21 protein-coding genes and 4 tRNA genes are annotated in these 23,276 nt (G+C 70.0%); 12 read left to right on the top strand and 13 right to left on the bottom strand.

From position 1 onward, the window contains the following. Nucleotides 1-42: 42 nt before the first annotated feature. A tRNA-Asp gene (locus OOK40_RS14945) sits at nt 43-117 on the top strand. Between the two features lie 430 nt (nt 118-547). Beyond that, complete coding sequence (locus tag OOK40_RS14940; protein ID WP_266480908.1) at nt 548-730, top strand: DUF6274 family protein; 183 nt, start codon at nt 548-550, stop codon at nt 728-730. A 371-nt stretch (nt 731-1,101) separates the two neighbouring features. Here the strand turns inward: OOK40_RS14940 and bldC are convergent, their stop codons facing one another. Both bldC and OOK40_RS14930 read right to left on the bottom strand, forming a co-directional pair. Beyond that, a complete protein-coding gene (gene bldC, locus OOK40_RS14935) occupies nt 1,102-1,308 on the bottom strand; it encodes a developmental transcriptional regulator BldC (RefSeq protein ID WP_003949541.1) in 207 nt (68 codons plus the stop codon). Between the two features lie 486 nt (nt 1,309-1,794). Next, entirely contained in the window at nt 1,795-2,634 is an 840-nt protein-coding gene (locus tag OOK40_RS14930) for a hypothetical protein (protein WP_266480905.1), read from the bottom strand. A 155-nt stretch (nt 2,635-2,789) separates the two neighbouring features. Between OOK40_RS14930 and OOK40_RS14925 the strand changes: the two genes are divergently transcribed. Together OOK40_RS14925 and OOK40_RS14920 are read left to right on the top strand one after the other, a co-directional pair. Further along, a complete protein-coding gene (locus OOK40_RS14925; RefSeq protein WP_266480902.1) occupies nt 2,790-3,872 on the top strand; it encodes a Glu/Leu/Phe/Val dehydrogenase dimerization domain-containing protein in 1,083 nt (360 codons plus the stop codon). Nucleotides 3,873-4,152: 280 nt separating this feature from the next. Continuing rightward, nucleotides 4,153-4,407: a DUF3073 domain-containing protein gene (locus OOK40_RS14920; protein ID WP_005315345.1), complete on the top strand. Its 255-nt coding sequence runs from the start codon at nt 4,153-4,155 to the stop codon at nt 4,405-4,407. Nucleotides 4,408-4,482: 75 nt separating this feature from the next. On the opposite strand, the gene purM is transcribed toward OOK40_RS14920, so the two are convergent. The 7 genes from purM to purS all read right to left on the bottom strand — a co-directional run bounded on the left by purM (nt 4,483) and on the right by purS (nt 12,472). Continuing rightward, nucleotides 4,483-5,577 carry a phosphoribosylformylglycinamidine cyclo-ligase gene (gene purM, locus OOK40_RS14915; RefSeq protein ID WP_266480897.1) on the bottom strand — a complete coding sequence of 365 codons (1,095 nt, stop codon included), beginning with the start codon at nt 5,575-5,577 and terminating at the stop codon, nt 4,483-4,485. Between the two features lie 31 nt (nt 5,578-5,608). Continuing rightward, nucleotides 5,609-7,126 carry an amidophosphoribosyltransferase gene (gene purF, locus OOK40_RS14910; RefSeq protein ID WP_266480893.1) on the bottom strand — a complete coding sequence of 506 codons (1,518 nt, stop codon included), beginning with the start codon at nt 7,124-7,126 and terminating at the stop codon, nt 5,609-5,611. A gap of 304 nt (nt 7,127-7,430) precedes the next feature. Continuing rightward, on the bottom strand, nt 7,431-8,255 hold the full coding sequence (locus OOK40_RS14905) for an META domain-containing protein (RefSeq protein ID WP_266481747.1): 825 nt from the start codon (nt 8,253-8,255) through the stop codon (nt 7,431-7,433). 66 nt (nt 8,256-8,321) lie between these two features. Then, on the bottom strand, nt 8,322-9,113 hold the full coding sequence (locus tag OOK40_RS14900; RefSeq protein WP_266480891.1) for a maleylpyruvate isomerase family mycothiol-dependent enzyme: 792 nt from the start codon (nt 9,111-9,113) through the stop codon (nt 8,322-8,324). 95 nt (nt 9,114-9,208) lie between these two features. After that, on the bottom strand, nt 9,209-11,458 hold the full coding sequence (purL, locus tag OOK40_RS14895) for a phosphoribosylformylglycinamidine synthase subunit PurL (RefSeq protein WP_266480888.1): 2,250 nt from the start codon (nt 11,456-11,458) through the stop codon (nt 9,209-9,211). Nucleotides 11,459-11,549: 91 nt separating this feature from the next. After that, the gene (purQ, locus tag OOK40_RS14890) at nt 11,550-12,230 is read right to left on the bottom strand and encodes a phosphoribosylformylglycinamidine synthase subunit PurQ (protein ID WP_266480885.1); all 681 of its coding nucleotides are present in this window, start codon (nt 12,228-12,230) and stop codon (nt 11,550-11,552) included. Continuing rightward, on the bottom strand, nt 12,227-12,472 hold the full coding sequence (gene purS / locus OOK40_RS14885; protein WP_266480883.1) for a phosphoribosylformylglycinamidine synthase subunit PurS: 246 nt from the start codon (nt 12,470-12,472) through the stop codon (nt 12,227-12,229). Before purS ends, purQ begins: the two co-directional genes overlap by 4 nt. A gap of 292 nt (nt 12,473-12,764) precedes the next feature. On the opposite strand from purS, the gene OOK40_RS14880 reads away from it, so the two are divergent. From OOK40_RS14880 to OOK40_RS14845, 8 genes are all read left to right on the top strand, one after another. Continuing rightward, nucleotides 12,765-13,100: an Lsr2 family protein gene (locus OOK40_RS14880; protein WP_266480880.1), complete on the top strand. Its 336-nt coding sequence runs from the start codon at nt 12,765-12,767 to the stop codon at nt 13,098-13,100. Between the two features lie 111 nt (nt 13,101-13,211). Further along, nucleotides 13,212-13,283: transfer RNA gene (locus OOK40_RS14875), tRNA-Gly, on the top strand. An 80-nt stretch (nt 13,284-13,363) separates the two neighbouring features. After that, a tRNA-Gly gene (locus OOK40_RS14870) sits at nt 13,364-13,436 on the top strand. 158 nt (nt 13,437-13,594) lie between these two features. After that, nucleotides 13,595-14,521, top strand: coding sequence for an ABC transporter ATP-binding protein (locus OOK40_RS14865; protein ID WP_266480878.1), 927 nt, complete (start codon nt 13,595-13,597; stop codon nt 14,519-14,521). Beyond that, on the top strand, nt 14,518-15,294 hold the full coding sequence (locus OOK40_RS14860; RefSeq protein ID WP_266480876.1) for an ABC transporter permease: 777 nt from the start codon (nt 14,518-14,520) through the stop codon (nt 15,292-15,294). The genes OOK40_RS14865 and OOK40_RS14860 overlap by 4 nt, the downstream gene beginning before the upstream one ends. 216 nt (nt 15,295-15,510) lie before the next feature. After that, on the top strand, nt 15,511-16,710 hold the full coding sequence (locus tag OOK40_RS14855; RefSeq protein ID WP_266480875.1) for a sensor histidine kinase: 1,200 nt from the start codon (nt 15,511-15,513) through the stop codon (nt 16,708-16,710). After that, complete coding sequence (locus OOK40_RS14850; RefSeq protein ID WP_266480873.1) at nt 16,707-17,324, top strand: response regulator transcription factor; 618 nt, start codon at nt 16,707-16,709, stop codon at nt 17,322-17,324. The genes OOK40_RS14855 and OOK40_RS14850 overlap by 4 nt, the downstream gene beginning before the upstream one ends. Nucleotides 17,325-17,346: 22 nt before the next feature. Further along, nucleotides 17,347-17,419 (top strand) — tRNA-Gly (locus tag OOK40_RS14845). A 47-nt stretch (nt 17,420-17,466) separates the two neighbouring features. On the opposite strand, the gene OOK40_RS14840 is transcribed toward OOK40_RS14845, so the two are convergent. From OOK40_RS14840 to purD, 4 genes are all read right to left on the bottom strand, one after another. Further along, nucleotides 17,467-18,366: a phosphoribosylaminoimidazolesuccinocarboxamide synthase gene (locus OOK40_RS14840; RefSeq protein WP_266480872.1), complete on the bottom strand. Its 900-nt coding sequence runs from the start codon at nt 18,364-18,366 to the stop codon at nt 17,467-17,469. Between the two features lie 92 nt (nt 18,367-18,458). After that, nucleotides 18,459-19,916 carry a N,N-dimethylformamidase beta subunit family domain-containing protein gene (locus OOK40_RS14835; RefSeq protein ID WP_266480869.1) on the bottom strand — a complete coding sequence of 486 codons (1,458 nt, stop codon included), beginning with the start codon at nt 19,914-19,916 and terminating at the stop codon, nt 18,459-18,461. A gap of 215 nt (nt 19,917-20,131) precedes the next feature. Beyond that, nucleotides 20,132-21,766: a hypothetical protein gene (locus tag OOK40_RS14830; protein ID WP_266480867.1), complete on the bottom strand. Its 1,635-nt coding sequence runs from the start codon at nt 21,764-21,766 to the stop codon at nt 20,132-20,134. 212 nt (nt 21,767-21,978) lie between these two features. Then, nucleotides 21,979-23,232 carry a phosphoribosylamine--glycine ligase gene (gene purD / locus OOK40_RS14825; RefSeq protein ID WP_266480864.1) on the bottom strand — a complete coding sequence of 418 codons (1,254 nt, stop codon included), beginning with the start codon at nt 23,230-23,232 and terminating at the stop codon, nt 21,979-21,981. Nucleotides 23,233-23,276: the final 44 nt, after the last annotated feature.

The following is a 23,276-nucleotide window of genomic DNA, read 5'->3' as shown; positions in this document are numbered from 1 at the left end:
AGCAATTTGCGGCTCCGCCGCGTGGCACCGGCTGCGAAACCTGGTCCTGTGGAGCAGTTTGGAGTGCTCGCCACCCTGTCAAGGTGGAGGCCGCGGGTTCAAATCCCGTCAGGACCGCAGTGAGATGAAGGCCCGCGCCGTTCGGTGCGGGCCTTCGTCGTGTCCGGGGGATTTCCCCCACCCCGCCCCTTCCCGTAACCGGGGCAAGCCCCCGGACCCCGACGGGGCTTCGCCCCGGACCCCGTATGCGACCTTCGGCCGCATGTCCTCAAACGCCGGACGGGCTGAATAATTCAGCCCCGTGGGGGTCCCCCCGGACGAAGTCTGGGGGAGTTTGAGGAGCGGGGAGGTTGGGGGTCCCCCCGGACGGAGTCTGGGGGAGGGCGGGGTGGGGGAAAAGCCCGCGCAGCGGCCCCGACAGCCGCTCCGGCCGACTCACGTGGCGCTCGCGTCACACCCGCCCCAGCCGTGCCCCCGTCGTCTTGACGCCGTCATCTGCCACCGGTACCCAGTGCATAGAGGACGGCACACACCGGAGGTGACGTGCATGGCGGCGTCCGCAGCGAGGCAGCACGAGACCAAGGCGCTTCTGCGCGCCCATCTGAAGGCCGCGTCCGGCTATCGGCACCGCACTCGGCACTGCCCGATCTGTCATCGCCTCCTGAGGCTCGCCATGGAACCCTCCGCGGACACCCCCCAGCCCGAGGCCGAAGGTTCCGCCCCGGAGTGACCAACACGCCCTGGCACGCGAGTTCGCGCGCGGCACGCTCGTCTTTGGCAAGAGGCGTGCAGTGTGACGGGAGTCACCGAACAGGTTTCCCGAACGGGGGAATTTACCCCCTGCCTACAACCGACCAATTTAATATGTGCAATTGCACCACCTTCCGAGCACCTCCCCACCCTTCCGGCCATCGGGCCCCCAGGGTCCCCCGGCCGGCCACCCGCCACACCTCCCCGGGCACAAAAAAAATCGCGCTGGACCCGGCGGAGTCCAGCGCGATCAATGACGAAGGTGTCCGTTGGGGCAGACGCCCGTCATGTGGAGCTATAGGGGGGCTTACCGGGATGGGGGTCCCGGAAATGCCCGATCAAATGGGGTGTTCAGGCCTCGCTGCGCTGCTGCGGAATACCCGCAAGCAGTGCGCGGACCTCAGCCTCGCGATACCGACGATGTCCACCGAGCGTGCGGATGGACGTGAGCTTGCCTGCCTTCGCCCAGCGGGTCACCGTCTTCGGGTCCACGCGGAACATCGTGGCAACCTCAGCCGGGGTCAGCAGCGGCTCGGCATCAGGGGTGCGAGCGGTCATGAGCGGCCTCCTCGGGAGAACCGAACCTTCTCGGTTCTTTCCTCTAAATTCTGCACCTTGACCCGCGTTGCCCGAAATGGCGGACGCGGGCCGAGTCGGTTATAGGACGAACGGCTTGTCCTCGGCACTACAACTACACCATCTGTCCAGCCACGTCGGCCAAACCGACGGAATTGCCCTCTGAGTGTCCAACAGCGGCGGAAGGCCGATGGACCATGCCATAGCGGACAGTCACGTCACAGTGACGATCAGTCACAGAGCGATCAGGAGTCGTCAGACCCCCCGTAGAGCGCAATGCCGAGTATTCCGCCCATAGTTGGACGGAAGGAGCCCTCCCCGGACTCCTTGTCCTATTTTGACACGAGGGTAGGTGATGGGCGCAAGAGCGCAGTAAGTGCCGTCCGTCACGCTTGAGACAAAGGCCCGGATAGGGACCTACGTCCTGGACCGATGGCTTCCATGAGGCTCAATGGTCCCCAGAAACGCTCAGTTGGCGAACTGAAGGTCCCTCACGGCCCGCCAGCGATCCACAAGGCGCGCGTACGCCTCGCCCGCGCCCTCGCCGTCCCCGGCCCGCAGCGCGGCGATCCCCTCGGCCAGATCCGCGGCCGACCGGTCGTCGGCGAGCTGCGGTCCTGTCAGCGCGTGCACCAGGCCGCCGTAGTCCAGCTCGACCAGGGAACGCGGATGGAATTCCTCCAGCCACCGCCCCACATCTACCAGGCCCTCGGTCAGCCGCCCCTCGTCGAGCGTCTCCCGCAGCGTCTTCAGCGCCCGCGCCACCCGCCGCCTGGCCTGCACCATCGGCGTCCGGTAGCGCAGCACGGCCGCCGCGGGCCCGGCCGGCTCGTACTGGCGCTCGTCGTCCGAGAAGAGCGCGAACCAGCGCACCGGCACCTGCCAGACCGCCGTCCTGATCCACGGCCGCGCGTCGGGGTTGCGCTCGCGCCACTGCTCGTAGTCCGCGGCCGCCTGCCCGCGCACCACCGGGGGCAGCGCCGCGTCGAGCAGCGGCGCGGGCAGCTGCTCCGCCAGTTCCTCCAGCGCCAGCCAGCCGCGCAGCCGCGTCCGCCACGGGCAGACGCAGACCACCCCGTCCACCTCCGTGACGAAGGCGTCACCGCTCTCGTGGACCGGCACCGGGACCGGCGGTGTGGGCAGCAAGTCGGCAAGCGATCTCCGTAGTTCGTCCTGCGCGGTGGGGGTGCGCTCCCGGCGGGCGTAGCGGGCCCAGTGGCCACGCTCCGGCTCGGGAAAGGCCGCCAGCGGCTCGTACACCCGCAGGTAGGCCGCATACGGGACAAGGACCGAGGACAGCGCTGGCATGGGGCAAATCCTTCCACGCCGGTACTCCGCCAGGGGGTGATCCTCAGCACTGGGTCGGATCTACGCGCGCGTAGGACTTACCCTCTGTCCCAACTGGGCCTTCCCCACCCACAGGAAGGTCCGCATCCGCCGCTTCGTACTTGGGAGTCACCACCGTGACCGATGTGACCGACGGCGTCCTGCACACCCTGTTCCGATCGGACCAGGGCGGCCACGAGCAAGTCGTGCTGTGCCAGGACCGCGCCTCCGGGCTGAAAGCCGTCATCGCCATCCACTCGACCGCCCTGGGCCCTGCCCTCGGCGGCACCCGTTTCTATCCGTACGCGTCCGAGGAAGAGGCCGTTGCCGACGCGCTGAACCTCTCCCGGGGGATGTCGTACAAGAACGCCATGGCCGGGCTCGACCACGGCGGCGGCAAGGCCGTGATCATCGGTGACCCCGAAACGATCAAGACTGATGAGCTGCTGCTGGCTTATGGCCGGTTCGTGGACTCTCTCGGTGGCCGTTATGTCACCGCCTGCGACGTCGGTACGTATGTCGCGGACATGGACGTCGTGGCCCGCGAGACGCGCTGGGCCACCGGGCGCTCGCCCCAGAACGGCGGTGCCGGCGACTCTTCCGTGCTGACCGCCTACGGCGTCTTCCAGGGCATGCGGGCCTCGGCCCAGCACCTGTGGGGCGACCCGACGCTGCACGGCCGCAAGGTCGGCATCGCGGGCGTCGGCAAGGTCGGCCACCATCTGGTCGAGCATCTGCTCAAGGACGGCGCCGAGGTCGTGATCACGGATGTGCGTGAGGAGTCCGTACGCCGGATCCTCGACAAGCACCCGCAGGTCACGGCCGTCGCGGACACGGACGCCCTGATCCGCACGGCGGGCCTGGACGTCTACGCCCCCTGCGCGCTCGGCGGCGCCCTGAACGACGATTCCGTGCCCGCGCTCACCGCGAAGGTCGTCTGCGGCGCGGCCAACAACCAGCTCGCGCACCCGGGCGTGGAGAAGGACATCGCGGACCGCGGGATCCTCTACGCCCCCGACTACGTGGTGAACGCCGGTGGCGTGATCCAGGTCGCCGACGAGCTGCACGGCTTCGACTTCGACCGCTGCAAGGCGAAGGCCGCGAAGATCTTCGACACCACGCTTGCAATATTCGCACGTGCGAAGGACGACGGCATTCCGCCGGCCGCGGCGGCCGACCGGATCGCCGAACAGCGCATGGCGGAAGCCCGCCGCCGCTGATCCTCGCCGGACCTCGGCCCGCCGCCCCGGGAGAGAAGACTCACCCCGGTCGGCGGGTCGACTGCCAAGAACAGGTTAAAATCGCAGTTGACCAGCGAGGACGGGGCTCCTCGCGGGTTCTGCGAAGAGGCGCGTCATGCGGGCGGCGTACCGTATGGCCGCGGAAGCAGGTACCGTTGAAGCCCTACGGACCGGTCTCTCCACGGAGAGCCCGTTCCGAATCATGAACGCGTGTCAAGACTCTGGGGCCGTCGAGCCCCGTCACCGAGGGGGTCGAGCCATGGGGCGCGGCCGGGCCAAGGCCAAGCAGACAAAGGTCGCCCGCCAGCTGAAGTACAACAGCGGCGGGACTGACCTGTCGCGTCTGGCCAACGAGCTGGGCGCATCGACTTCGAGTCAGCCTCCGAACGGCGAGCCGTTCGAGGACGACGACGAGGAAGACGACCCGTACGCACAGTACGCGGATCTGTACAACGACGACGAGGACGAGGACGACGAGTCCGGTCCGTCGTCGCAACAGCGCCGCGGCGCTTGACGTTGCACTAGACACACCGACCCGGTCCGGGGCTGCCCTCGGACCGGGTTCTGTGCTGTTCAGCTCGCGGCGCCTTTAGTCCGCATACGTGCCGGTGAGTTCGGCGCCCGTGGTGCGCTCGCCACGGTCGGTGATCTCTCCGGCGACCCATGCGTCGACGCCGCGGTCCGCGAGCGTGGTCAGCGCCGCGTCCACCGACTCCTCGGGGACGACGGCGATCATGCCCACGCCCATGTTGAGCGTCTTCTCCAGCTCCAGTCGCTCGACGTCGCCGGCCGTGCCGACGAGATCGAAGACGGCGCCGGGGGTCCAGGTCGACCGGTCGACGACCGCGTGCAGATTGTCCGGGATCACCCGGGCGAGGTTGTTGGCAAGACCGCCGCCGGTGACATGGCTGAAAGCGTGCACCTCGGTGGTCCGGGTGAGCGCCAGGCAGTCCAGCGAGTAGATCTTGGTGGGCTCGAGCAGTTCCTCGCCCAGCGTCCGGCCGAACTCCTCGACCTGCTGGTCCAGGGACATCTTGGCCCGCTCGAACAGGACATGGCGGACCAGCGAGTACCCGTTGGAGTGAAGGCCGGAAGACGCCATCGCGATGACCGCGTCACCCGTACGGATACGATCCGCGCCCAGCAGGTGGTCGGCCTCGACCACGCCCGTACCGGCGCCCGCGACATCGAAGTCGTCCTCGCCGAGAAGGCCGGGGTGCTCGGCGGTCTCGCCGCCGACCAGGGCGCAGCCCGCCAGCACACAGCCTTCGGCGATGCCCTTGACGATGGCGGCGACCCGCTCGGGGTGGACCTTGCCGACGCAGATGTAGTCGGTCATGAAGAGCGGCTCGGCGCCGCAGACGACCAGGTCGTCGACGACCATGCCGACGAGGTCGTGGCCGATCGTGTCGTACACACCCATCCTGCGGGCGAGATCGACCTTCGTGCCGACACCGTCGGTGGCGGAGGCGAGCAGCGGGCGCTCGTACCGCTTGAGGGCGGAGGCGTCGAAGAGACCGGCGAAACCGCCGAGGCCGCCGAGAACCTCGGGGCGCCGGGTCTTCTTCACCCACTCCTTCATCAGCTCGACGGCGCGGTCGCCCGCTTCGATGTCGACGCCCGCGGCCGCGTAGCTGGCACCGGTGCCCGCGTGCTCAGCACGCTCGGAAGATTCAGCGGTCATTGCTGGGAGCTTTCGTGTCGTACTGCGGGGGTTACGGACGACGGAGCGCGTCGGCGGCATCGGAACCGCCCGCCAGCTCGGTCTCCAGAAGCTGCTTACCGAGCAGCTCGGGATCGGGAAGATCCATCGGGTACTCGCCGTCGAAGCAGGCGCGGCACAGATTCGGCTTGGCGATGGTGGTCGCCTCGATCATGCCGTCGATGGAGATGTACGAGAGCGAGTCCGCGCCCAGCGAGCTGCCGATCTCCTCGATCGTCATGCCGTTGGCGATCAGCTCGGCGCGGGTGGCGAAGTCGATGCCGAAGAAGCAGGGCCACTTCACCGGCGGGGACGAGATCCGGATGTGGACCTCGGCGGCGCCGGCCTCGCGGAGCATCTTGACCAGGGCGCGCTGGGTGTTGCCGCGGACGATCGAGTCGTCGACGACGACCAGGCGCTTGCCCCGGATGACTTCCTTGAGGGGGTTCAGCTTGAGGCGGATGCCGAGCTGGCGGATGGTCTGGGACGGCTGGATGAAGGTGCGGCCGACGTAGGCGTTCTTCACCAGGCCGGAGCCGTAGGGGATGCCGCTGGCTTCGGCGTAACCGATGGCGGCGGGGGTGCCGGACTCGGGTGTCGCTATCACCAGATCGGCCTCGACCGGGGCCTCCTTGGCGAGCCTGCGGCCCATCTCCACACGGGAGAGATAGACGTTCCGGCCGGCGATGTCGGTGTCGGGGCGAGCCAGGTAGACGTACTCGAAGACACAGCCCTTGGGCTTCGCTTCTGCGAAGCGGGAGGTGCGGAGGCCGTTCTCGTCGATGGCGATGAGCTCGCCCGGCTCGATCTCGCGAACATAAGTGGCGCCGCAGATGTCGAGGGCGGCGGACTCGCTCGCGACGACCCAGCCGCGGTCCAGGCGGCCGAGGACGAGCGGGCGGATGCCCTGCGGGTCGCGGGCGGCGTACAGGGTGCTCTCGTTCATGAAGACCAGCGAGAACGCGCCCAGCACATCCGGCAGCACCTTGGCGGCGGCCGCCTCGATGGTGAGCGGCTTGCCGTCGCCGTCGACCTGGCCCGCGAGGAGGGCGGTGACCAGATCGGTGTCGTTGGTCGCGGCGACCTGAGTGGACCGGCCGTTCTCCTTGGGGAGAGCAGCGACCATCTCGGAGAGCTGGGCGGTGTTGACGAGGTTTCCGTTGTGGCCGAGCGCGATCGAGCCGTTGGCGGTGGCCCGGAAGGTCGGCTGGGCGTTCTCCCACACGGAGGCGCCCGTGGTCGAGTAGCGGGCGTGACCGACCGCGATATGACCCTTGAGGGAACCGAGAGAGGTTTCGTCGAAGACCTGGGAGACCAGGCCCATGTCCTTGAAGACGAGGATCTGGGAGCCGTTGCTCACCGCGATTCCCGCGGATTCCTGGCCTCGATGTTGGAGGGCGTAGAGCCCGAAGTAAGTGAGCTTCGCGACCTCTTCGCCCGGGGCCCAGACACCGAAGACGCCGCAAGCGTCCTGGGGGCCTTTCTCACCGGGGAGCAGGTCGTGGTTGAGTCGTCCGTCACCACGTGGCACGGCACCGAGTGTAGGCGAGATCGACCACTGGTCCGAATTGGGGATACGCAGGGGACTCGCGCGGAGGATGGTCCGGCGCGCTGTTCGACCATGCGTCTCTTGGTGACCGGACCGTCACGCTGCCGGAGCGCCGACGCGTTGACCTGGCCCGCGTCGTAGGCGCGACCTGTCGCCGCGACCGGCAGCCCCCGCTCCTCGGCACCGGGAAGGCCGGGATTCGTCTGCGGGGAACCCGCTGCGCGGGAGCCAGGGGCAACATCGGGGTTGCCCATGTCACACCTGGCGCGCTCCCGGACCCGGCTGATCACTTCTCCAACCGGGCGGGCGTCGACGTCGCGGCCAGTCCCTTGCCGTTCTCCGCGGTCAGGGACAGAGTGCGGTAGTCGATCTTGTACGTCACCTTGCCCTTGAGGACCTTCAGCAGGTGGCTCTCCACCATCGCCGCCGTGCCGGTGCACATCTTCCGGGTGGTGGCGAGCCGGTCGAAGGTGATCGTGGAGCCGGAGATCTTCGCGGTACTGGTGAAGGTGTTGCAGCCGAGGCTGCCGCGTACGGAACCGTCCTTGGCGAAGGTCATGTACGCGTTCTTCTCCGTGCCGGCGGGCATCGAGGACGCCGTGTCGCCGGTCACCAGGGAGTTCACGGTCCACTTGGTGCCCACCAGCGGAGCCGGCTTCTGGGCGCTGAGGGCGATGGAGTCGCCCTTGTCGGTGGTCAGGGTGAGCTTCCCGTCTGTGATCTTCGCCTTGAGCTTGCCGGAGAAGGCGGCCCGCAGCGCGTCTTCGAAGGCCATGCGGCCCTTGTCGCAGGCCATCTCGGTCTGCACGGCATTGCCCACGGTGATCGTGTCGCCGGCGACCTTCACGTCGGCGCCGAAGCCGTTGCAGCCGTAGCTGCCCTGGGCGCGGCCCTTGGAGGTGATCTCGACATGCGCGCCCTCGGGGGCAGCGGACTTCTTCCCGTCGACGGTCACGCTGTCGACGGACCAGTGGACGCCGGTGAGCGGCACATCGGTCGAGACCGACGCGCCGGCGTCGCCGGTGCCGGATCCGGAACCCGTTTCCGTGCCGCAGGCCGCGAGGGCGAGCAGCGCCAGGGCGGTGACAGGAATGCTCAGCTGGTTGCGCATACCGATCTGACGGGCCTGCTGTGGCTCTGGTTCCCCCACACCCCCCTCGCCTTCCCCCTGCCGCGTTCAGCCCAGGATCGGGAGCAACCCCGAGAGATCGGCACGCTCGCCGCTCGCGCTGACCTTCGCCGCGTGGAGCGCCTCGGCCCATCCCGTACGCCCGGTGGCGAGACGGATCCAGGTCAGCGGATCGGTCTCGACGACATTGGGCGGGGTGCCCCGGGTGTGCCGGGGGCCCTCGACGCACTGCACGACGGCGAACGGCGGCACCCGTACCTCGGTGGATGCGCCCGGTGCCTTCACCGCGAGCGCGTCGGCGAGCAGCCGGGTGCAGGTGGCGAGCGCCTGCCGGTCGCAGGGGATGCCGAGCCCGGTGGCGTCGTTCAAGTCGTCGGTGTGGACGATGAGTTCGACGGTACGGGTGACCAGGTAGTCGCCGAACCGCATCGCGCCGACGCGGGCGGCGAGCAGCCGGTCGTCGGAGGCGATGGCCAGCAGCTCGGCGAGCCGGGCCGCGGTCCGGGCGTACAGCTCCGGGGGCTCGGCAATCGCCGCGATCTTCTTGGTGTCCTCGGAGACGCTCCCGGCGTGCTTGGCCGTCGCGAACGGCCAGTCCAGCAGTTCGACTTCCACCGCGGCGGGCGCGGGGTTCGCGTAGGTCCGCACGACCGTGTCGACCGCCATGGCGATGTGCCCCGCCAGGTCACGCACCGTCCAGTCCCCGAGCCGGGTGGGCAGAGCGAGCTGCTCGGGCGTGAGAGTGCCGACCGCGCGCTGTACGTGCGCGAACTGGGCGAGAACGGCGCCGCGGATCTTGGCGGAGTCGTAGCTGCGGGTGCGCTTCTTGGCCGGTGGCATGAGACCGACAGTAAAGGGTGGGTACGACAGCCGCACAGGCCGCGAAAGCCCCCGCCCGAAAGGGTCCGGACGGGGGCTCCCACAGCAGTTGTGCGTCAGACCAGCAGACCCGGGATGGTCTCCTCGTGAGCCGTACGGAGCTCGCTCAGCGCGATGCTGAACTCGCCCTGCACATCCACTTCGTCCCCGTCCACGACACCGATACGTGTCACGGGCAGACCCCGCGCCCCGCACATGTCGTTGAAGCGGAGCTCCTCGCTGCGCGGGACGGACACGACCGCACGGCCGGCCGACTCGCTGAACAGGAAGGTGAAGGCGTCGAGCCCGTCCGGGACGATCAGCCGCGCACCCGTGCCGCCGCGCAGGCACGACTCGACTACCGCCTGGATCAGGCCGCCGTCCGACAGATCGTGCGCCGCGTCGATCATGCCGTCGCGGGAGGCCGAGATCAGGATCTCGCCGAGCAGCTTCTCGCGGTCCAGGTCCACGGCCGGCGGCAGTCCGCCGAGGTGGTCGTGGATCACCTGGGACCAGGCCGAGCCGCCGAACTCCTCACGCGTGTCGCCGAGCAGGTAGAGGAGCTGGCCCTCTTCCGCGAAGGCGATCGGGGTGCGGCGGTTGACGTCGTCGATGACACCGAGGACGGCCACGACGGGCGTCGGGTGGATCGCGACCTCGCCGGTCTGGTTGTAGAGGGAGACATTGCCGCCGGTGACCGGGGTGCCGAGCTGCAGGCAGCCGTCCGCGAGGCCGCGGGTGACCTCGGCGAACTGCCACATGACGTCCGGGTCCTCGGGCGAGCCGAAGTTCAGGCAGTCCGAGATGGCGAGCGGCCTGGCACCGGAGGCGGCGACATTGCGGTACGCCTCCGCCAGCGCGAGCTGCGCGCCCGTATAGGGGTCGAGCTTGGTGTACCGGCCGTTGCCGTCGGTCGCCATGGCCACACCCAGGTTCGACTCCGCGTCGATCCGGATCATGCCCGCGTCCTCGGGCTGGGCCAGCACGGTGTTGCCCTGCACGAAACGGTCGTACTGATCGGTGATCCAGGACTTCGACGCCTGGTTCGGCGAGGAGACCAGGGCGAGGACCTGCTCACGCAGCTCCTCGGAGCCCGCCGGCCGGGGCAGCTTGTTCGCGTCGTCGGCCTGCAGCGCGTCCTGCCACTGCGGACGGGCGTACGGACGGTGGTACGTCGGGCCCTCGTGCGCGACGGACCGCGGCGGTACGTCGACGATCTGCTCGCCGTGCCAGAAGATCTCCAGCCGCTCGCCCTCGGTCACCTCACCGATGACGGTGGCGATGACGTCCCACTTCTCGCAGATCTCCATGAAGCGGTCGACCTTGCCGGGCTCGACGATCGCGCACATGCGCTCCTGCGACTCGCTCATGAGGATCTCCTCGGGCGAGAGGGTCGCATCACGCAGCGGGACGGTGTCGAGCTCGACGCGCATACCCCCGGAACCGGCGCTCGCCAGTTCGGAGGTGGCGCAGGACAGACCGGCGCCGCCGAGGTCCTGGATGCCCGCGACCAGCTGCTCCTTGAAGATCTCGAGCGTGCACTCGATGAGGAGCTTCTCCTGGAAGGGGTCGCCGACCTGGACGGCGGGGCGCTTGGCGGGACCGGTCGACTCGAAGGTCTCCGACGCCAGGACGGACACGCCGCCGATGCCGTCGCCGCCCGTGCGGGCGCCGTACAGGATGACCTTGTTGCCGGGGCCCGACGCCTGCGCGAGGTGGATGTCCTCGTGCTTCATCACGCCGATACAGCCCGCGTTGACCAGCGGATTGCCCTGGTAGCACTCGTCGAAGACGACCTCGCCGCCGATGTTCGGCAGGCCCAGGCAGTTGCCGTAGCCGCCGATGCCCGCGACGACACCCGGCAGGACACGCTTGGTGTCGGGGTGGTCGGCGGCGCCGAAGCGCAGCGGGTCGACGACCGCGACCGGGCGGGCGCCCATCGCGAGGATGTCGCGGACGATGCCGCCGACGCCGGTGGCCGCGCCCTGGTAGGGCTCGATGTAGCTGGGGTGGTTGTGCGACTCGACCTTGAAGGTGACCGCGTAGCCCTGGCCGACGTCGACGACACCGGCGTTCTCGCCGATCCCGACGAGCATCGCGTCGCTCTCGGGCTTCTTCTCGCTGAACTGCTTCAGGTGGACCTTGCTGCTCTTGTACGAGCAGTGCTCGGACCACATGACGGAGTACATGGCGAGCTCGGCGCCGGTGGGCCGGCGGCCGAGGATCTCGCGGACACGCTCGTACTCGTCCTGCTTGAGGCCGAGTTCCTTCCAGGGCTGCTCGACGTCCGGGGTCCCGGCCGCGTGCTTGACCGTATCCAGGCTCATGCTGCGGCCCTTTCCTTCGCTTCTCCGCCCGCGCGGCGCAGAGGTGCGGCTTGCTTCTTCGTCTGCAGCCCGGCGGCCACGCGTGCGTCGCTCACAGGGAGACCAGCTTCTTGAGGATCGAGGTGAAGAAACCGAGCCCGTCGGTGCGGCCCGTGCCGATGAGCGGCTCGACGGCGTGCTCCGGGTGCGGCATCAGGCCGACGACATTGCCCGCGGCGTTGGTGATGCCGGCGATGTCACGCAGCGAGCCGTTCGGGTTGAAGTCCAGGTAGCGGAAGGCGACGCGGCCCTCGGCCTCCAGCTCGTCGAGCACGCGCTCGTCGGCGACGTACCGCCCGTCCATGTTCTTGAGCGGGATCAGGATCTCCTGACCGTCGGTGTAGTCCGCGGTCCAGGCCGTCCCGCTCGTCTCCACCCGCAGCTTCTGCTCACGGCAGATGAAGTGCAGATGGTTGTTGCGGAGCATGGCGCCCGGCAGCAGATGCGATTCGGTGAGGATCTGGAAGCCGTTGCAGATACCGAGAACCGGCATGCCCGCCCTGGCCTGGTCGATGATCGTCTCCATCACCGGCGAGAACCGGGAGATGGCTCCGGCGCGCAGATAGTCGCCGTAGGAGAAACCTCCGGCGAGGACCACGGCATCGACCTGCTTGAGGTCCTTGTCGCGGTGCCAGAGCGAGACGGGCTCGGCGCCCGCGAGGCGGACGGCGCGCAGGCTGTCCTGGTCGTCGAGCGTGCCGGGGAAAGTGACGACTCCGATACGAGCGGTCACGATTCCACCTTTACGACGAAGTCCTCGATGACGGTGTTGGCGAGGAACGTTTCGGCCATCTCATGGATGCGGGCGAGGGCGGCCTCGTCGACCGGCCCCTCCACCTCCAGCTCGAAGCGCTTTCCCTGACGTACGTCCGAGATTCCGTCGAATCCGAGACGCGGCAGTGCGCGCTGAACTGCCTGTCCCTGGGGGTCGAGGATCTCGGGCTTGAGCATGACGTCGACTACGACGCGTGCCACGGGCACTCCCGGTGGTGTGTTGCGAGGGCGGTTCCCTCAGCGTACCCGCCCGAAAAATCTACGCGGGTAGATATCCGGAGAACGTCCAGGGAAAATCCCGGGAAAGAATCCCGCACGCCATTGCATCGGACACGCGCATGTAATTGGCTGGGCTTCACAATGCAGTGCGAACCGCTGTACAAAGGAATACAGAGGAAAGCACCATTGCCCCTCACCGGCCGGAAATCCGGTATCACCGCATGTCGGTACGCCTGTCAGAACCGGTGATACCGCAGGGAAAGGACCGATATCCGTGGCTCAGCGAGTAGTGGTCACGCTCTCCGACGACATCGACGGCGGAGAAGCGGCGGAAACGGTCGCGTTCGCACTGGACGGGAAGTCGTACGAGATCGACCTCAACCCCTCCAATGCAAAGAAACTGCGCAAGGCGCTGGCCCCCTACATGGCGGCAGGCCGAAAGCAGACAAACGCCGGGAAGCGTGACAAGTCCCGCGTCTCCTACCGGCACACCTCGCTCGAGCCCGCCCCGGCGGCCGTGCGGGCGTGGGCGCAGTCCAACAAGATGGACGTGCCGGCCCGCGGACGGATCCCCAAGGCGGTCTACGCGGCCTTCCGCGAGGCCAGTTGAGAGGTCGGCCGAGAGCGCTCGCAGATCCGAGTTGCACTGCACCCCCGCTGTTCGGCTAGAGTCTGGAGCACGCCGAGGGGCGAGGCCGCACGGCCCGACCTCACGCAGCGTGCGGGTGTAGTTCAGTAGTAGAACATCCCCCTTCCAGGGGGAAGGCGCAGTGTGCAATTCCTGTCACCCGCTCTGCATCGCTTTACCGGCCACGGTTGTGGATCAGGTAGAGTGGTGGACGCACCGCCCAGTGAGAGCTGAGCGGCAGCAATGCGGACGTGGCTCAGTTGGTAGAGCATCACCTTGCCAAGGTGAGGGTCGCGAGTTCGAATCTCGTCGTCCGCTCAGAGTGAAGGCCCTGGTCGATATGACCGGGGCCTTCTTCGTGTTCGTGTGTGCCCTTCGGATGCGCCCATGTATGCACCGGCCCCGATGACATTTGTCATGGACAGCGGTGACAGCCCGCACTGCCGGGCGGACCCGGCCGGCCCGAGCCTTGAGTCATGACCAGAGACCAGTACGTCATCGAGGCCGAGGAGCTGCGGCGGACCTACGCCGGCGGCTTCGAGGCAGTGACCGGCATCTCCTTCTCCGTGGCGCGCGGCGAGGTCTTCGCCCTGCTCGGGACCAATGGCGCGGGCAAGACCTCCACGGTCGAGCTGCTGGAGGGCCTCGCCGCGCCCGACGGCGGACGGGTGCGGGTCCTCGGTCACGATCCGTACCGCGAGCGAGCCGCCGTCCGGCCCAGGATCGGCGTGATGCTGCAGGAGGGCGGCTTCCCCTCCGACCTGACGGTGGCCGAGACGGCCCGGATGTGGGCGGGGTGCACGAGTGGGGCCCGGCCGACCACTGAGGCGCTGGAGCTCGTGAAGCTCGGCGAGCGGTCCGGCGTACGGGTCAAGCAGCTGTCGGGCGGCGAGCGGCGGCGGCTGGATCTGGCGCTGGCACTGCTCGGGCGGCCCGAGGTGCTCTTTCTCGACGAGCCGACGACCGGCCTGGACGCGGAAGGGCGCTGCGACACCTGGGAGTTGGTGCGGGCGCTGCGCGAGGGTGGCACGACCGTGCTGCTGACGACGCACTATCTGGAGGAGGCCGAGTCCCTGGCCGACCGGCTGGCGATCATGCACCGGGGGCGGATCGTGAGCACGGGCACCCCCGCCGAGGTGACGGCGGCCCGGCCGGCGCGCATCCGGTTCGTCCTGCCCGAGGGGGTGGCGGCGGGACGGCTGCCGCTCTCGCTGCGGGCGGCGGCGGACGGCCGGCGCATCGAGATCCGTACGCACCGGCTGCAGCAGGCGCTCGGTGAACTGCTGCAGTGGGCACGGGAGTCGGACGTACGGCTGGAAGCGCTCGACGCCCGGTCGGCCACGCTCGAAGAGGCCTTCCTCGACATCGCCCAGCAGCAGGAAGGGCTGGTGGACGCCCGATGAGGACCAAAGAGGTGGGTGCCTCCGGACGGCTGAAGGCGCTCGGACGGGCCGAGTTGACCCTGCTCGTACGCAATCACTCGGCGCTGTTCGTGGCGTTGTTCGTGCCCGTGGCGATGATCGGGGCGATCAAGGTCTCGCTCGACCCGTGGGATCCCGAGGAGACCGGGATGAGTGTGGCCGAGGCCGCTATGACCGGCGGCATCGGGATGACGCTGATCTTGGTCGTCTACTCCAACCTCGTCTCGGCGTACACGGCCCGGCGCGAGGCGCTCGTGCTCAAGCGGCTGCGTACCGGCGAGGCTACGGATCCGGAGATCCTCACCGGGATCGCGCTGCCCGCGGCCGTCCTGGCGCTCGCGCAGTGCGCGCTGATGGTCGCCGCCGGGGCCGCGCTGCTCGGGGTGAAGGCGCCCGAGCGGCCCGAACTCCTCCTGGCGGGCGCGCTGTCGGGGACGGTGCTGATGACCGCGCTGGCCGCGGCGACGTCCGCGTACACCAGGACCGTGGAGAGCGCGCAGATCACCACCCTGCCGGTGTTCCTGGTCTCGATGATCGGCTCGGGCCCGTTCATACCGCTGGAGGCGCTGCCGCAGAAGGTGGCCTCCGTGTGCGAACTGCTGCCGCTGACGGGGGTGATGCAGCTGGTACGGGCCGGCTGGCTGGGTGGGGCGCAGACGTCCGACCTCCTCGGTGCCACGCTGAACGCACTGGCCTGGACGGGGCTTGCGGTGTTTGCTGTGCAGCGGTGGTTCCGCTGGGAGCCGAGACGCTAGGGAGTGTCTTCAAAGTAGCGTCGTCCGCCCGCAGGGCGGGCCTGGCGGCGTCTGGTGCGTGCGATCGCAAGGCGGAGGAACGAGTCCACGCGGAGCGTCGGCGACTGACGCAACGCAGCATGGGGGCACCTCCCGTGCCCGTAGGGCTACGGGGGAGTGCGTGCCAGACGCCGCCAGGCAGACGGGACTTTGAAGACACGACCATGGGGGGTGCGGGTGAAGGGGTGGAGCGCTCGCAGCGGGCTGGCCAAAGTCGACCTGTACACACGCGGCACGGTGTATCTGATCGTGTGGGTCGGGGTTCTCGGGCTGGGGTTGCTGCTGATGGCCCGGCCGGTGAGCACGGGCGGGCAACTGCTGGTCGCGGCCGCCATGCTGCTCGCGGTGGCCGAGGGGGTGTTCTGCGGACGCATGGCCCGGCACGCGATGGACGCCTATCTGGGCCAGGGGCAGGTGCCCCGGAGGCTGGTCCTGTGGGCCGCGGCGGTGACGGCCGCGACGACGGCCGCCGTGGTGGTGCTTGCGTCGACGGCCGATCTGACGGGACTGCTGCCGACGATGCTGGCGGCGGCGCTCGCGCCGTTCCTCACCGTCCACTGTCTGCTCGTACGCAATCGGACCACGGGCCTGATCCAGCTGGCGGTGCTGGCCGTGATCTGCGGTCTCGTCCCGCTGACGGGCCGCACGGCCGACGAGGTGCTGCTCACCGTGGTGAGTGTCGGCTTCACGAACGGATGGCTGGCCTTCACGGCCCGCGTGTCCATGTGGGTGCTGGCGGTGATGTGGGAACTGCGGGAGGCCCGTGATGTCCAGGCGCGGCTGGCCGTCGCGGAGGAGCGGCTGCGGTTCGGACGGGACATGCACGACGTCCTCGGCCGGAATCTCGCCGTGATCGCGCTCAAGAGCGAGCTCGCGGTGCAGCTGTCCCGGCGCGGCAGGCCCGAGGCGGCGGACCAGATGGTCGAGGTGCAGCGGATGGCCCGTGAGGCGCAGCAGGAGATACGGGAGCTGGTGCACGGCTATCGCGAGGTCGATCTCGGCGTCGAACTCCAGGGCGCGCAGGGGGTGTTGGAGGCGGCTGGGATCGACTGCCGGATCGAGGGCGGCATGGGCGGGGAGCTGCCGGTCCGGATCCAGTCGGCGCTCGGCTGGGTCGTGCGGGAGGCGACGACCAACGTGCTGCGGCACGGGGACGCGGCGCGCTGTGTGATCCGGCTGGAGGAAGCCGGGGATCACGCGGTGCTGGTCGTGGAGAACGACGGGGCGCCCGAGCCCCGCAGCGGCGCGGGCGGCTCCGGACTCGCCGGGCTGCGGGAGCGGCTCACCGCACTGGACGGCTCGCTCGACGCGGGCCCGGCGGGCGAGGGCCGCTTCCAGCTCACGGCCAAGGTGCCGCTTCCCCGGGAGGAACGATGACGACGACACCCGTACGGGTCCTGCTCGCCGACGACGAACATCTCATCCGGGGCGCGCTCGCCGCGCTGCTCGCCCTCGAAGACGATCTCGTGGTCGTCGCCGAGGCCGCTTCCGGGACCGAGGCCCTGGCCATGGCGCGGGCGCACCGGCCCGATGTCGCGGTCCTCGATCTCCAGATGCCCTCCCCGGACGGTGTGAGCGTGGCCACATCGCTGCGGGCCGAACTGCCCGGGTGCCGGACGATGATCGTGACGAGCCACGGGCGGCCCGGACATCTCAAAAGAGCGCTGGCAGCGGGCGTGCGGGGCTTCGTGCCGAAGACGCTCAGCGCCCGGCGGCTGGCGGAGATCATCCGCAGCGTGCACGCCGGAAACCGCTATGTGGACCCCGAGTTGGCGGCCGACGCGATCTCCGCGGGGGACTCTCCGCTGACCGTCCGGGAGGCCGAGGTGCTGGAGCTGGCGGCGGACGGGGCGCCGATCGCGGAGATCGCGGAGCGGGCCTCGCTGTCGCAGGGCACCGTGCGGAACTACCTCTCGTCGGCCGCCTCCAAGCTGGGGGCCGAGAACCGGCATACCGCGGTGCGTCTCGCTCGCGAGCGAGGTTGGGTATAGTGGTCCCCGCGCGACAGCGCATGCGGACGTAGCTCAGTTGGTAGAGCGCAACCTTGCCAAGGTTGAGGTCGCCAGTTCGAACCTGGTCGTCCGCTCAGAGTGGAGAAGGCCCCGGTCATCGCGACCGGGGCCTTCTTCGTGTCTACGACCAGCTCGTGCCCGTCAGCAGCTCGTACGCCTCGAGGTACTTGGCGCGGGTCGCCTCGACGATCTCCTGGGGGAGGGCCGGCGGCGGCTGCTCGCTCTTGCGGTCCCAGCCGGAGGCGGGCGAGGTCAGCCAGTCGCGGACGTACTGCTTGTCGTACGAGGGCTGGGCGCGGCCCGGCTCCCAGGAGGCCGCCGGCCAGAAGCGGGAGGAGTCGGGGGTCAGCACCTCGTCGGCGATGACGAGCTCGTCGCCCTCGAAGCCGAACTCGAACTTGGTGTCCGCCAGGATGATGCCCCGGTCGCGGGCGATGTCACGGGCCCGGCCGTAGACGGCGAGGGTCGACTGGCGCAGCAGGGCGGCGGTCTCCGCGCCGACCTGGCGGGCCACTTCCTCGTAGCTGACGTTCTCGTCGTGATCGCCCACGGCTGCCTTGGTGGCGGGCGTGAAGATCGGGGCCGGGAGCTCGGAGCCGTCGCTCAGGCCCTCGGGAAGCGCGAGGCCGCAGACCGTGCGGGACTCCTTGTACTCGGCGAGGCCGGAGCCGGTGAGATAGCCGCGGGCCACGCACTCGACCGGGACCATGCGCAGCGACTTGCAGATGAGGGTGCGGCCCGCCCAGTCGGCGGGAGCACCGTCGGGAAGGCCGGTGCTCAGGACGTGGTTGGGGACCAGGTCCTCCAGGCGCTCGAACCACCACAGCGAGAGCTGGGTGAGCACCCGCCCCTTGTCGGGGATCTCGGTGGGCAGCACCCAGTCGTAGGCGGAGATGCGGTCGCTGGCGACCATCACGAGGTCGCCCGCCTCGTTCTGGTACAGGTCGCGCACCTTGCCGGTGTGCAGATGTACCAGGCCCGGCACCTGAAGCGGCTCGGGCTTTTCGACGAATCCGGACACGGTTCCTCCCCGTGGTGACGTCTGACCTGTCCGATTGTCCCGTACGCGGGGTGGACCGGCTCGTACGGGGTCAGTCGCGCTTACCGATGGGGTCAGTCGCGCTTGCAGATGCGGTCGAGGAGGTTCGCCGTCGCCCGCTGGACACGGGTGTCGACATGGCCGGGGCGGTCCAGCGCCGGGGACCAGGCGAAGGTGCCTGCGGCGAAGACGAGCGCGCCCGAGGGTGCGCGGTACAGGGAAGTCTCCTGGTGGCGGGTGGCGCCGTCGCCGTCCCGGTAGGGGGAGTGGGAGAGCAGGATCCGGCCCTGGTGCTCGGGCAGCGCCGTGCGCGGGAAGTACCGGTCGGCCTCGCCCGCGACCAGGCCGGGGAGCTTGTCGCCCTCGTCGGCGCCGGTCGCCTCCCAGAGCCAGTGATCCGCGTTCCGTACGACCAGGGGGTGGGGCTCGGGGACCCGTCCCGCGTACTGGATGCCCAGCAGCTGCTGCTCGGCCCGGTCGATCTCGCGCCACAGGGCCGGTTTTCCGGGGCAGCGGCGCTTGCGGCAGGTCAGCAGGCGGTCGGGGACGCCGGAGGGCGACGGGCCGAGCTCGACCTGCCAGTACATGGTGTTGGCGGAGAGGAAGACGAGCGAGGTGCCGCGGTCGCGGGCGCGCTCGACGGCGCGGCGCATCGGGGCCGACCAGTACTCGTCGTGGCCGGGGAAGACCAGTCCCCGGTAGCGGCCGGGGTCGACGCGGCCGGCGTGGAGGTCGCGGGTATCCGCGTAGGCGAGGTCGTAGCCGTACCGCTCGGCCCAGCGGATGAAGTCATAGGCGTGGCCGACATGGAGGGGAAGGCCCGCGCCCGCGTACGGACGGTCGAAGGAGACCGTGGTGGCGGCGTCCTCCTCGCCGAGGAGGCGGCCCGTCTCGTCCCAGGCGTGGTAGAGGCTGGCGCCCGTGCGGCCGTCCTCCGGATAGAGGTTGTATGCCTGCCAGGTGATGTCCGGGAGGAGAAGCAGGAGGTCGGCGGGCTGGTCGTCGCGAACGGTGAAGGGGATGTGGGAGCGGTAGCCGTCGGCGGTGGTGAGCACGGCGACATACGCGCCGATCGCCCAGTAGGACGGGATCTGCAGCCGCCAGGAGAGCCACCAGTGGTGGCAGGAGACGGTCCGGTCGGCGGCGAGCGGCGGCGGCTGGACGATGCCGGAGAGGCGCGGACTGGTGGTGATCTTGGCCGCTCCGTCGCCCGCGTAGTGCCCGATGCGGTAGACGTCGACCGAAAACTGCTGGGGCGGGTCCACAGTGATGTGGAAATCGATCGCCTCGCCGGGGGCGGCCGCGCCCGTGGACGCGAAGCCCTTGATCTGCCGACGTACGTCGTCGGCGGTGCGGGGTCCGCGGGCGCTCCTGCCGCGGTCGGGATCGGCGTACCAGGGGACGACCTGGCCGGTGTCGTCGAAGTAGTGCTCGCTGCCCCGGAGCCAGGGCAGGGGGCCCTGGCCGAAGGGGTCCGTGACGGCGTGGGCGAGGGCGCCCGATTCCCATCGCCGGATCTGCTCCGCCCCCATGCTGCGCCCTCCCTCGAGGCCCCGGATCATCTGTGATGCGCCACCAGTGTTCAGTGCCGGTCTCCAGCACATCACATAACGCACGCACTCCGTCACCGTTCGTCGCGAATCGACGCGAACGGAAGAGGACTTTTCGGGCGAGATGGGTGTATCGCCCGCGCGGGAGGGCGCGGGGGCCCGTCGTCGTCCGTCGTCTGCCGCGTCGTCTGACGCCGTCAGACCAGGCGGACCGGCTTTTCCGGGCGGACGCCGAGGGTGGAGAGCCAGCTGCGCAGCGGGGCCGCGTCGCCGTCCTCGGTCAGGCTCAGCACGCGGGTGGCCAGATCCGTGCGGCGTTCACCATGGATCATCAGCGCCGGGCCGTCGAGCCAGTCGAGGCCGGGGGCCGCGCCCGCCGTGTCGACGGCGGCGCAGCAGACCATCGCGGTCACATGGTCGGCGAGCAGCTCACGGCCCGTACGGGGCGGCTGCAGCGGGAAGAGCGGAAGCGGGTCGGCTCCCCAGCCGTTCAGCGCGTCACCGGGGCTCTTGGGGGGCGGGGGGACCGCGGCCTCCTCGCGGGCGACCTCCGCGCTGATCCCGGCGGCCAGCAGCTCGCCGACCTCGGCGCCCCGGCCGGACAGATGGTCCATGACCCGGGTCAGCGTCGGCCCGTGCGGGCCCGTCGACGGCGGTACGCCCAGATCGTCGAGCACCCTGTGGAGGCGAGCCGCTTCCGTACGCCACTTACGGTCGACCACCTCTTCCGGATACTGCTGCCAGTCCACCGGCGACCAGTCGGGACCCGCCTCGGCCGGACCGCCGTGGAAAAGGCGGGCGGCCAGCAGCGACGCGGCCTCGTCTATCGCGCCGGGCTCTTCGAGCAGGTCGCAGGCGGGGCGCTCGCCGAGCCGGGAGGCGAAGCCCTCGGCAAGACGGTCGCGCCGGGAGAGCTCGGTCAGGGCCGAGACGACGCCCGCGTCGAGGCGCGAGGGCCAGCGGCCCATGCGCCATGCGGGCAGCGCGACCCGGGTCAGCAGCCGGTCCCAGCCCGCATAGGCGAGGCCGACCTGCTCCTGGGCGACGATCCTCAGGCCGTAGTCCACAGCGTGTGCACGCTCGGACGCGGCCGCCGCGACGCCCCGCTCCATCTCGGAGGCCGGCGCCTGACAGCTGCGCAGCAGCAGCCGGGTGCTCCCGCCGACGAAGCTGAGCGCCACCTTGCGTATCGGTCCCAGACCCGGGGCGGACGCGACCGCGACCGCTGCGTCCAGACCCCGTACGAAGCGGCGGGCCGCAGCTATGTCGGGGTGCGCGGAGGGTGCCGTGCCCGCGACGACCGGGGCCAGCACGGCCCGCAGCTCGGCGACCCGCATCCACCACAGGAAGGGCGAGCCGATCACCAGCACCGGCGCTTCGGTGCCGCGGCGCCTGCTTCCGCCAGGTAGCGCATGGGCGGGGTGCGTACGGTCCTCGAGCCAGCTGTCGCAGTCGGGGGTGAGCGCCAGCGCGGACGGCGCGGGGACCTCCAGGCGCTCGGCCAGGTCCCGCACCAGCCGGTACAGATCCGGGGCCGCGCGCTCCGGGAGCTCGACGGTGGGGCTGAGCGCGGGACTGGCCCGGACTATCACGGCCGCGACCGCCGCGGCGAGCAGCAGCACGATCACCGCGAAGACCGACACGGCCCAGCGCGCCAGGTCCCAACTTCCGCCGCTCATATGCCCCGCGGCATCGCCCGCGAAGAGCACCACGGCCACGGCCGCGGGCAGCAGCGCCACGGCCAGCGCCCTGCTGCGCACCCGCAGCACGGCGAGGGCTCGCGAGCGCGCGGCGTGCGCACCCAGCGACTCACCGAAACCGGTACCGGACACGGTCCGACCTCACCCCCTCTGCCCTGCGACGGTGTTGCTCACTCCCCCACTGTGGCACCCACAACTGACATCGCAATGCCGGTGGGCCAAGTGCCGGAACGCTTGCGCCGCACCCTAGTTGGGGCTTCGGCGGGCGTCATCCGGATGGCTCAGCCGTCACTCGATGGAATGGCGTTGGGCAAAGGTGATGACGGTCCTCAGGGCCTAGAGGTTCACTCCCCGGCGGCCTCGCGTGCGATGTCCGTACGGTGCTGCGAGCCGTCAAGACGGATTCGGGCCACCGCCCGGTACGCGCGCTCACGCGCCTGCGCCAGGTCCTGCCCGGTCGCCGTGACTGAAAGCACCCGGCCGCCGGCGCTCACGATCGCGCCGCCGTCCCGCTTCGTCCCGGCGTGCAGAACGTACGCGTGGGGCGCGTCCTGGGCCGCGACCTCGTCCAAGCCCTCGATCGGGTCGCCGGTGCGCGGGGTGTCCGGGTAGTTGTGCGAGGCGACGACCACGGTCACGGCGGCGTCGTTTCGCCACCGCAGCGGCGGCTCCAGGTCGAGGGTGCCCTGCGCGGCGTGGAGCAGCAGGCCCGCAAGCGGTGTCTGCAGGCGGGCCAGGACCACCTGTGTCTCCGGGTCGCCGAAACGGGCGTTGAACTCGATGACGCGTACGCCGCGCGAGGTGATCGCCAGACCCGCGTACAGCAGCCCGGCGAAGGGCGTGCCGCGGCGGTGCAGTTCGTCGACGGTGGGCTGGAGGACGGTCGCCATGACGTCGTCGACCAGCTTCGGGTCGGCCCACGGGAGCGGAGAGTACGCGCCCATGCCGCCCGTATTGGGGCCCTCGTCGCCGTCGAGGGCGCGCTTGAAGTCCTGGGCAGGGGTGAGCGGGACGACCGTCTCGCCGTCGGTGATCGCGAAGAGGGACACCTCGGGGCCGTCGAGGAACTCCTCGATGACCACGCGGCCGCCGCAGGCCAGGGCGTGCTCGCGGGCCTTGTCGAGGTCGCTCGTCACGACGACGCCCTTGCCGGCCGCGAGGCCGTCGTCCTTGACGACGTACGGAGCGCCGAAGGCGTCGAGGGCCTCGTCGATCTCCTCGGGCGTCGTACAGACATAGCTGCGGCCCGTGGGCACACCGGCGGCCGCCATCACGTCCTTGGCGAAGGCTTTGGAGCCCTCCAGCTCGGCAGCCTCGCGGGAGGGGCCGAAGCAGGGGATGCCCGCGGCTCGTACGGCGTCGGCGACCCCGGCGACGAGCGGTGCCTCCGGGCCGACGACGACAAGCCCGGCCTCCAGCTCGGTGGCGAGCCGCGCCACGGCCTCACCGTCCAGCGCGTCGACCGGGCAGAGCTCGGCGACCTCACCGATGCCTGCGTTTCCGGGCGCGCAGTACAGAGCGGTGACGTCGGGGTCGAGGGAGAGAGAGCGGCACAGGGCGTGTTCGCGGGCGCCGCCGCCGATGACGAGGACCTTCACGGCAGCCAGCCTAGCCGCCGGGGCAGGCTGCTCCTGTACGGGCC

Origin of the sequence: Streptomyces sp. NBC_01481 (genome assembly GCF_026339995.1) — a bacterium.
GTDB lineage: Bacteria > Actinomycetota > Actinomycetes > Streptomycetales > Streptomycetaceae > Streptomyces.
This window is presented reverse-complemented; position numbering and strand designations above follow the sequence as displayed.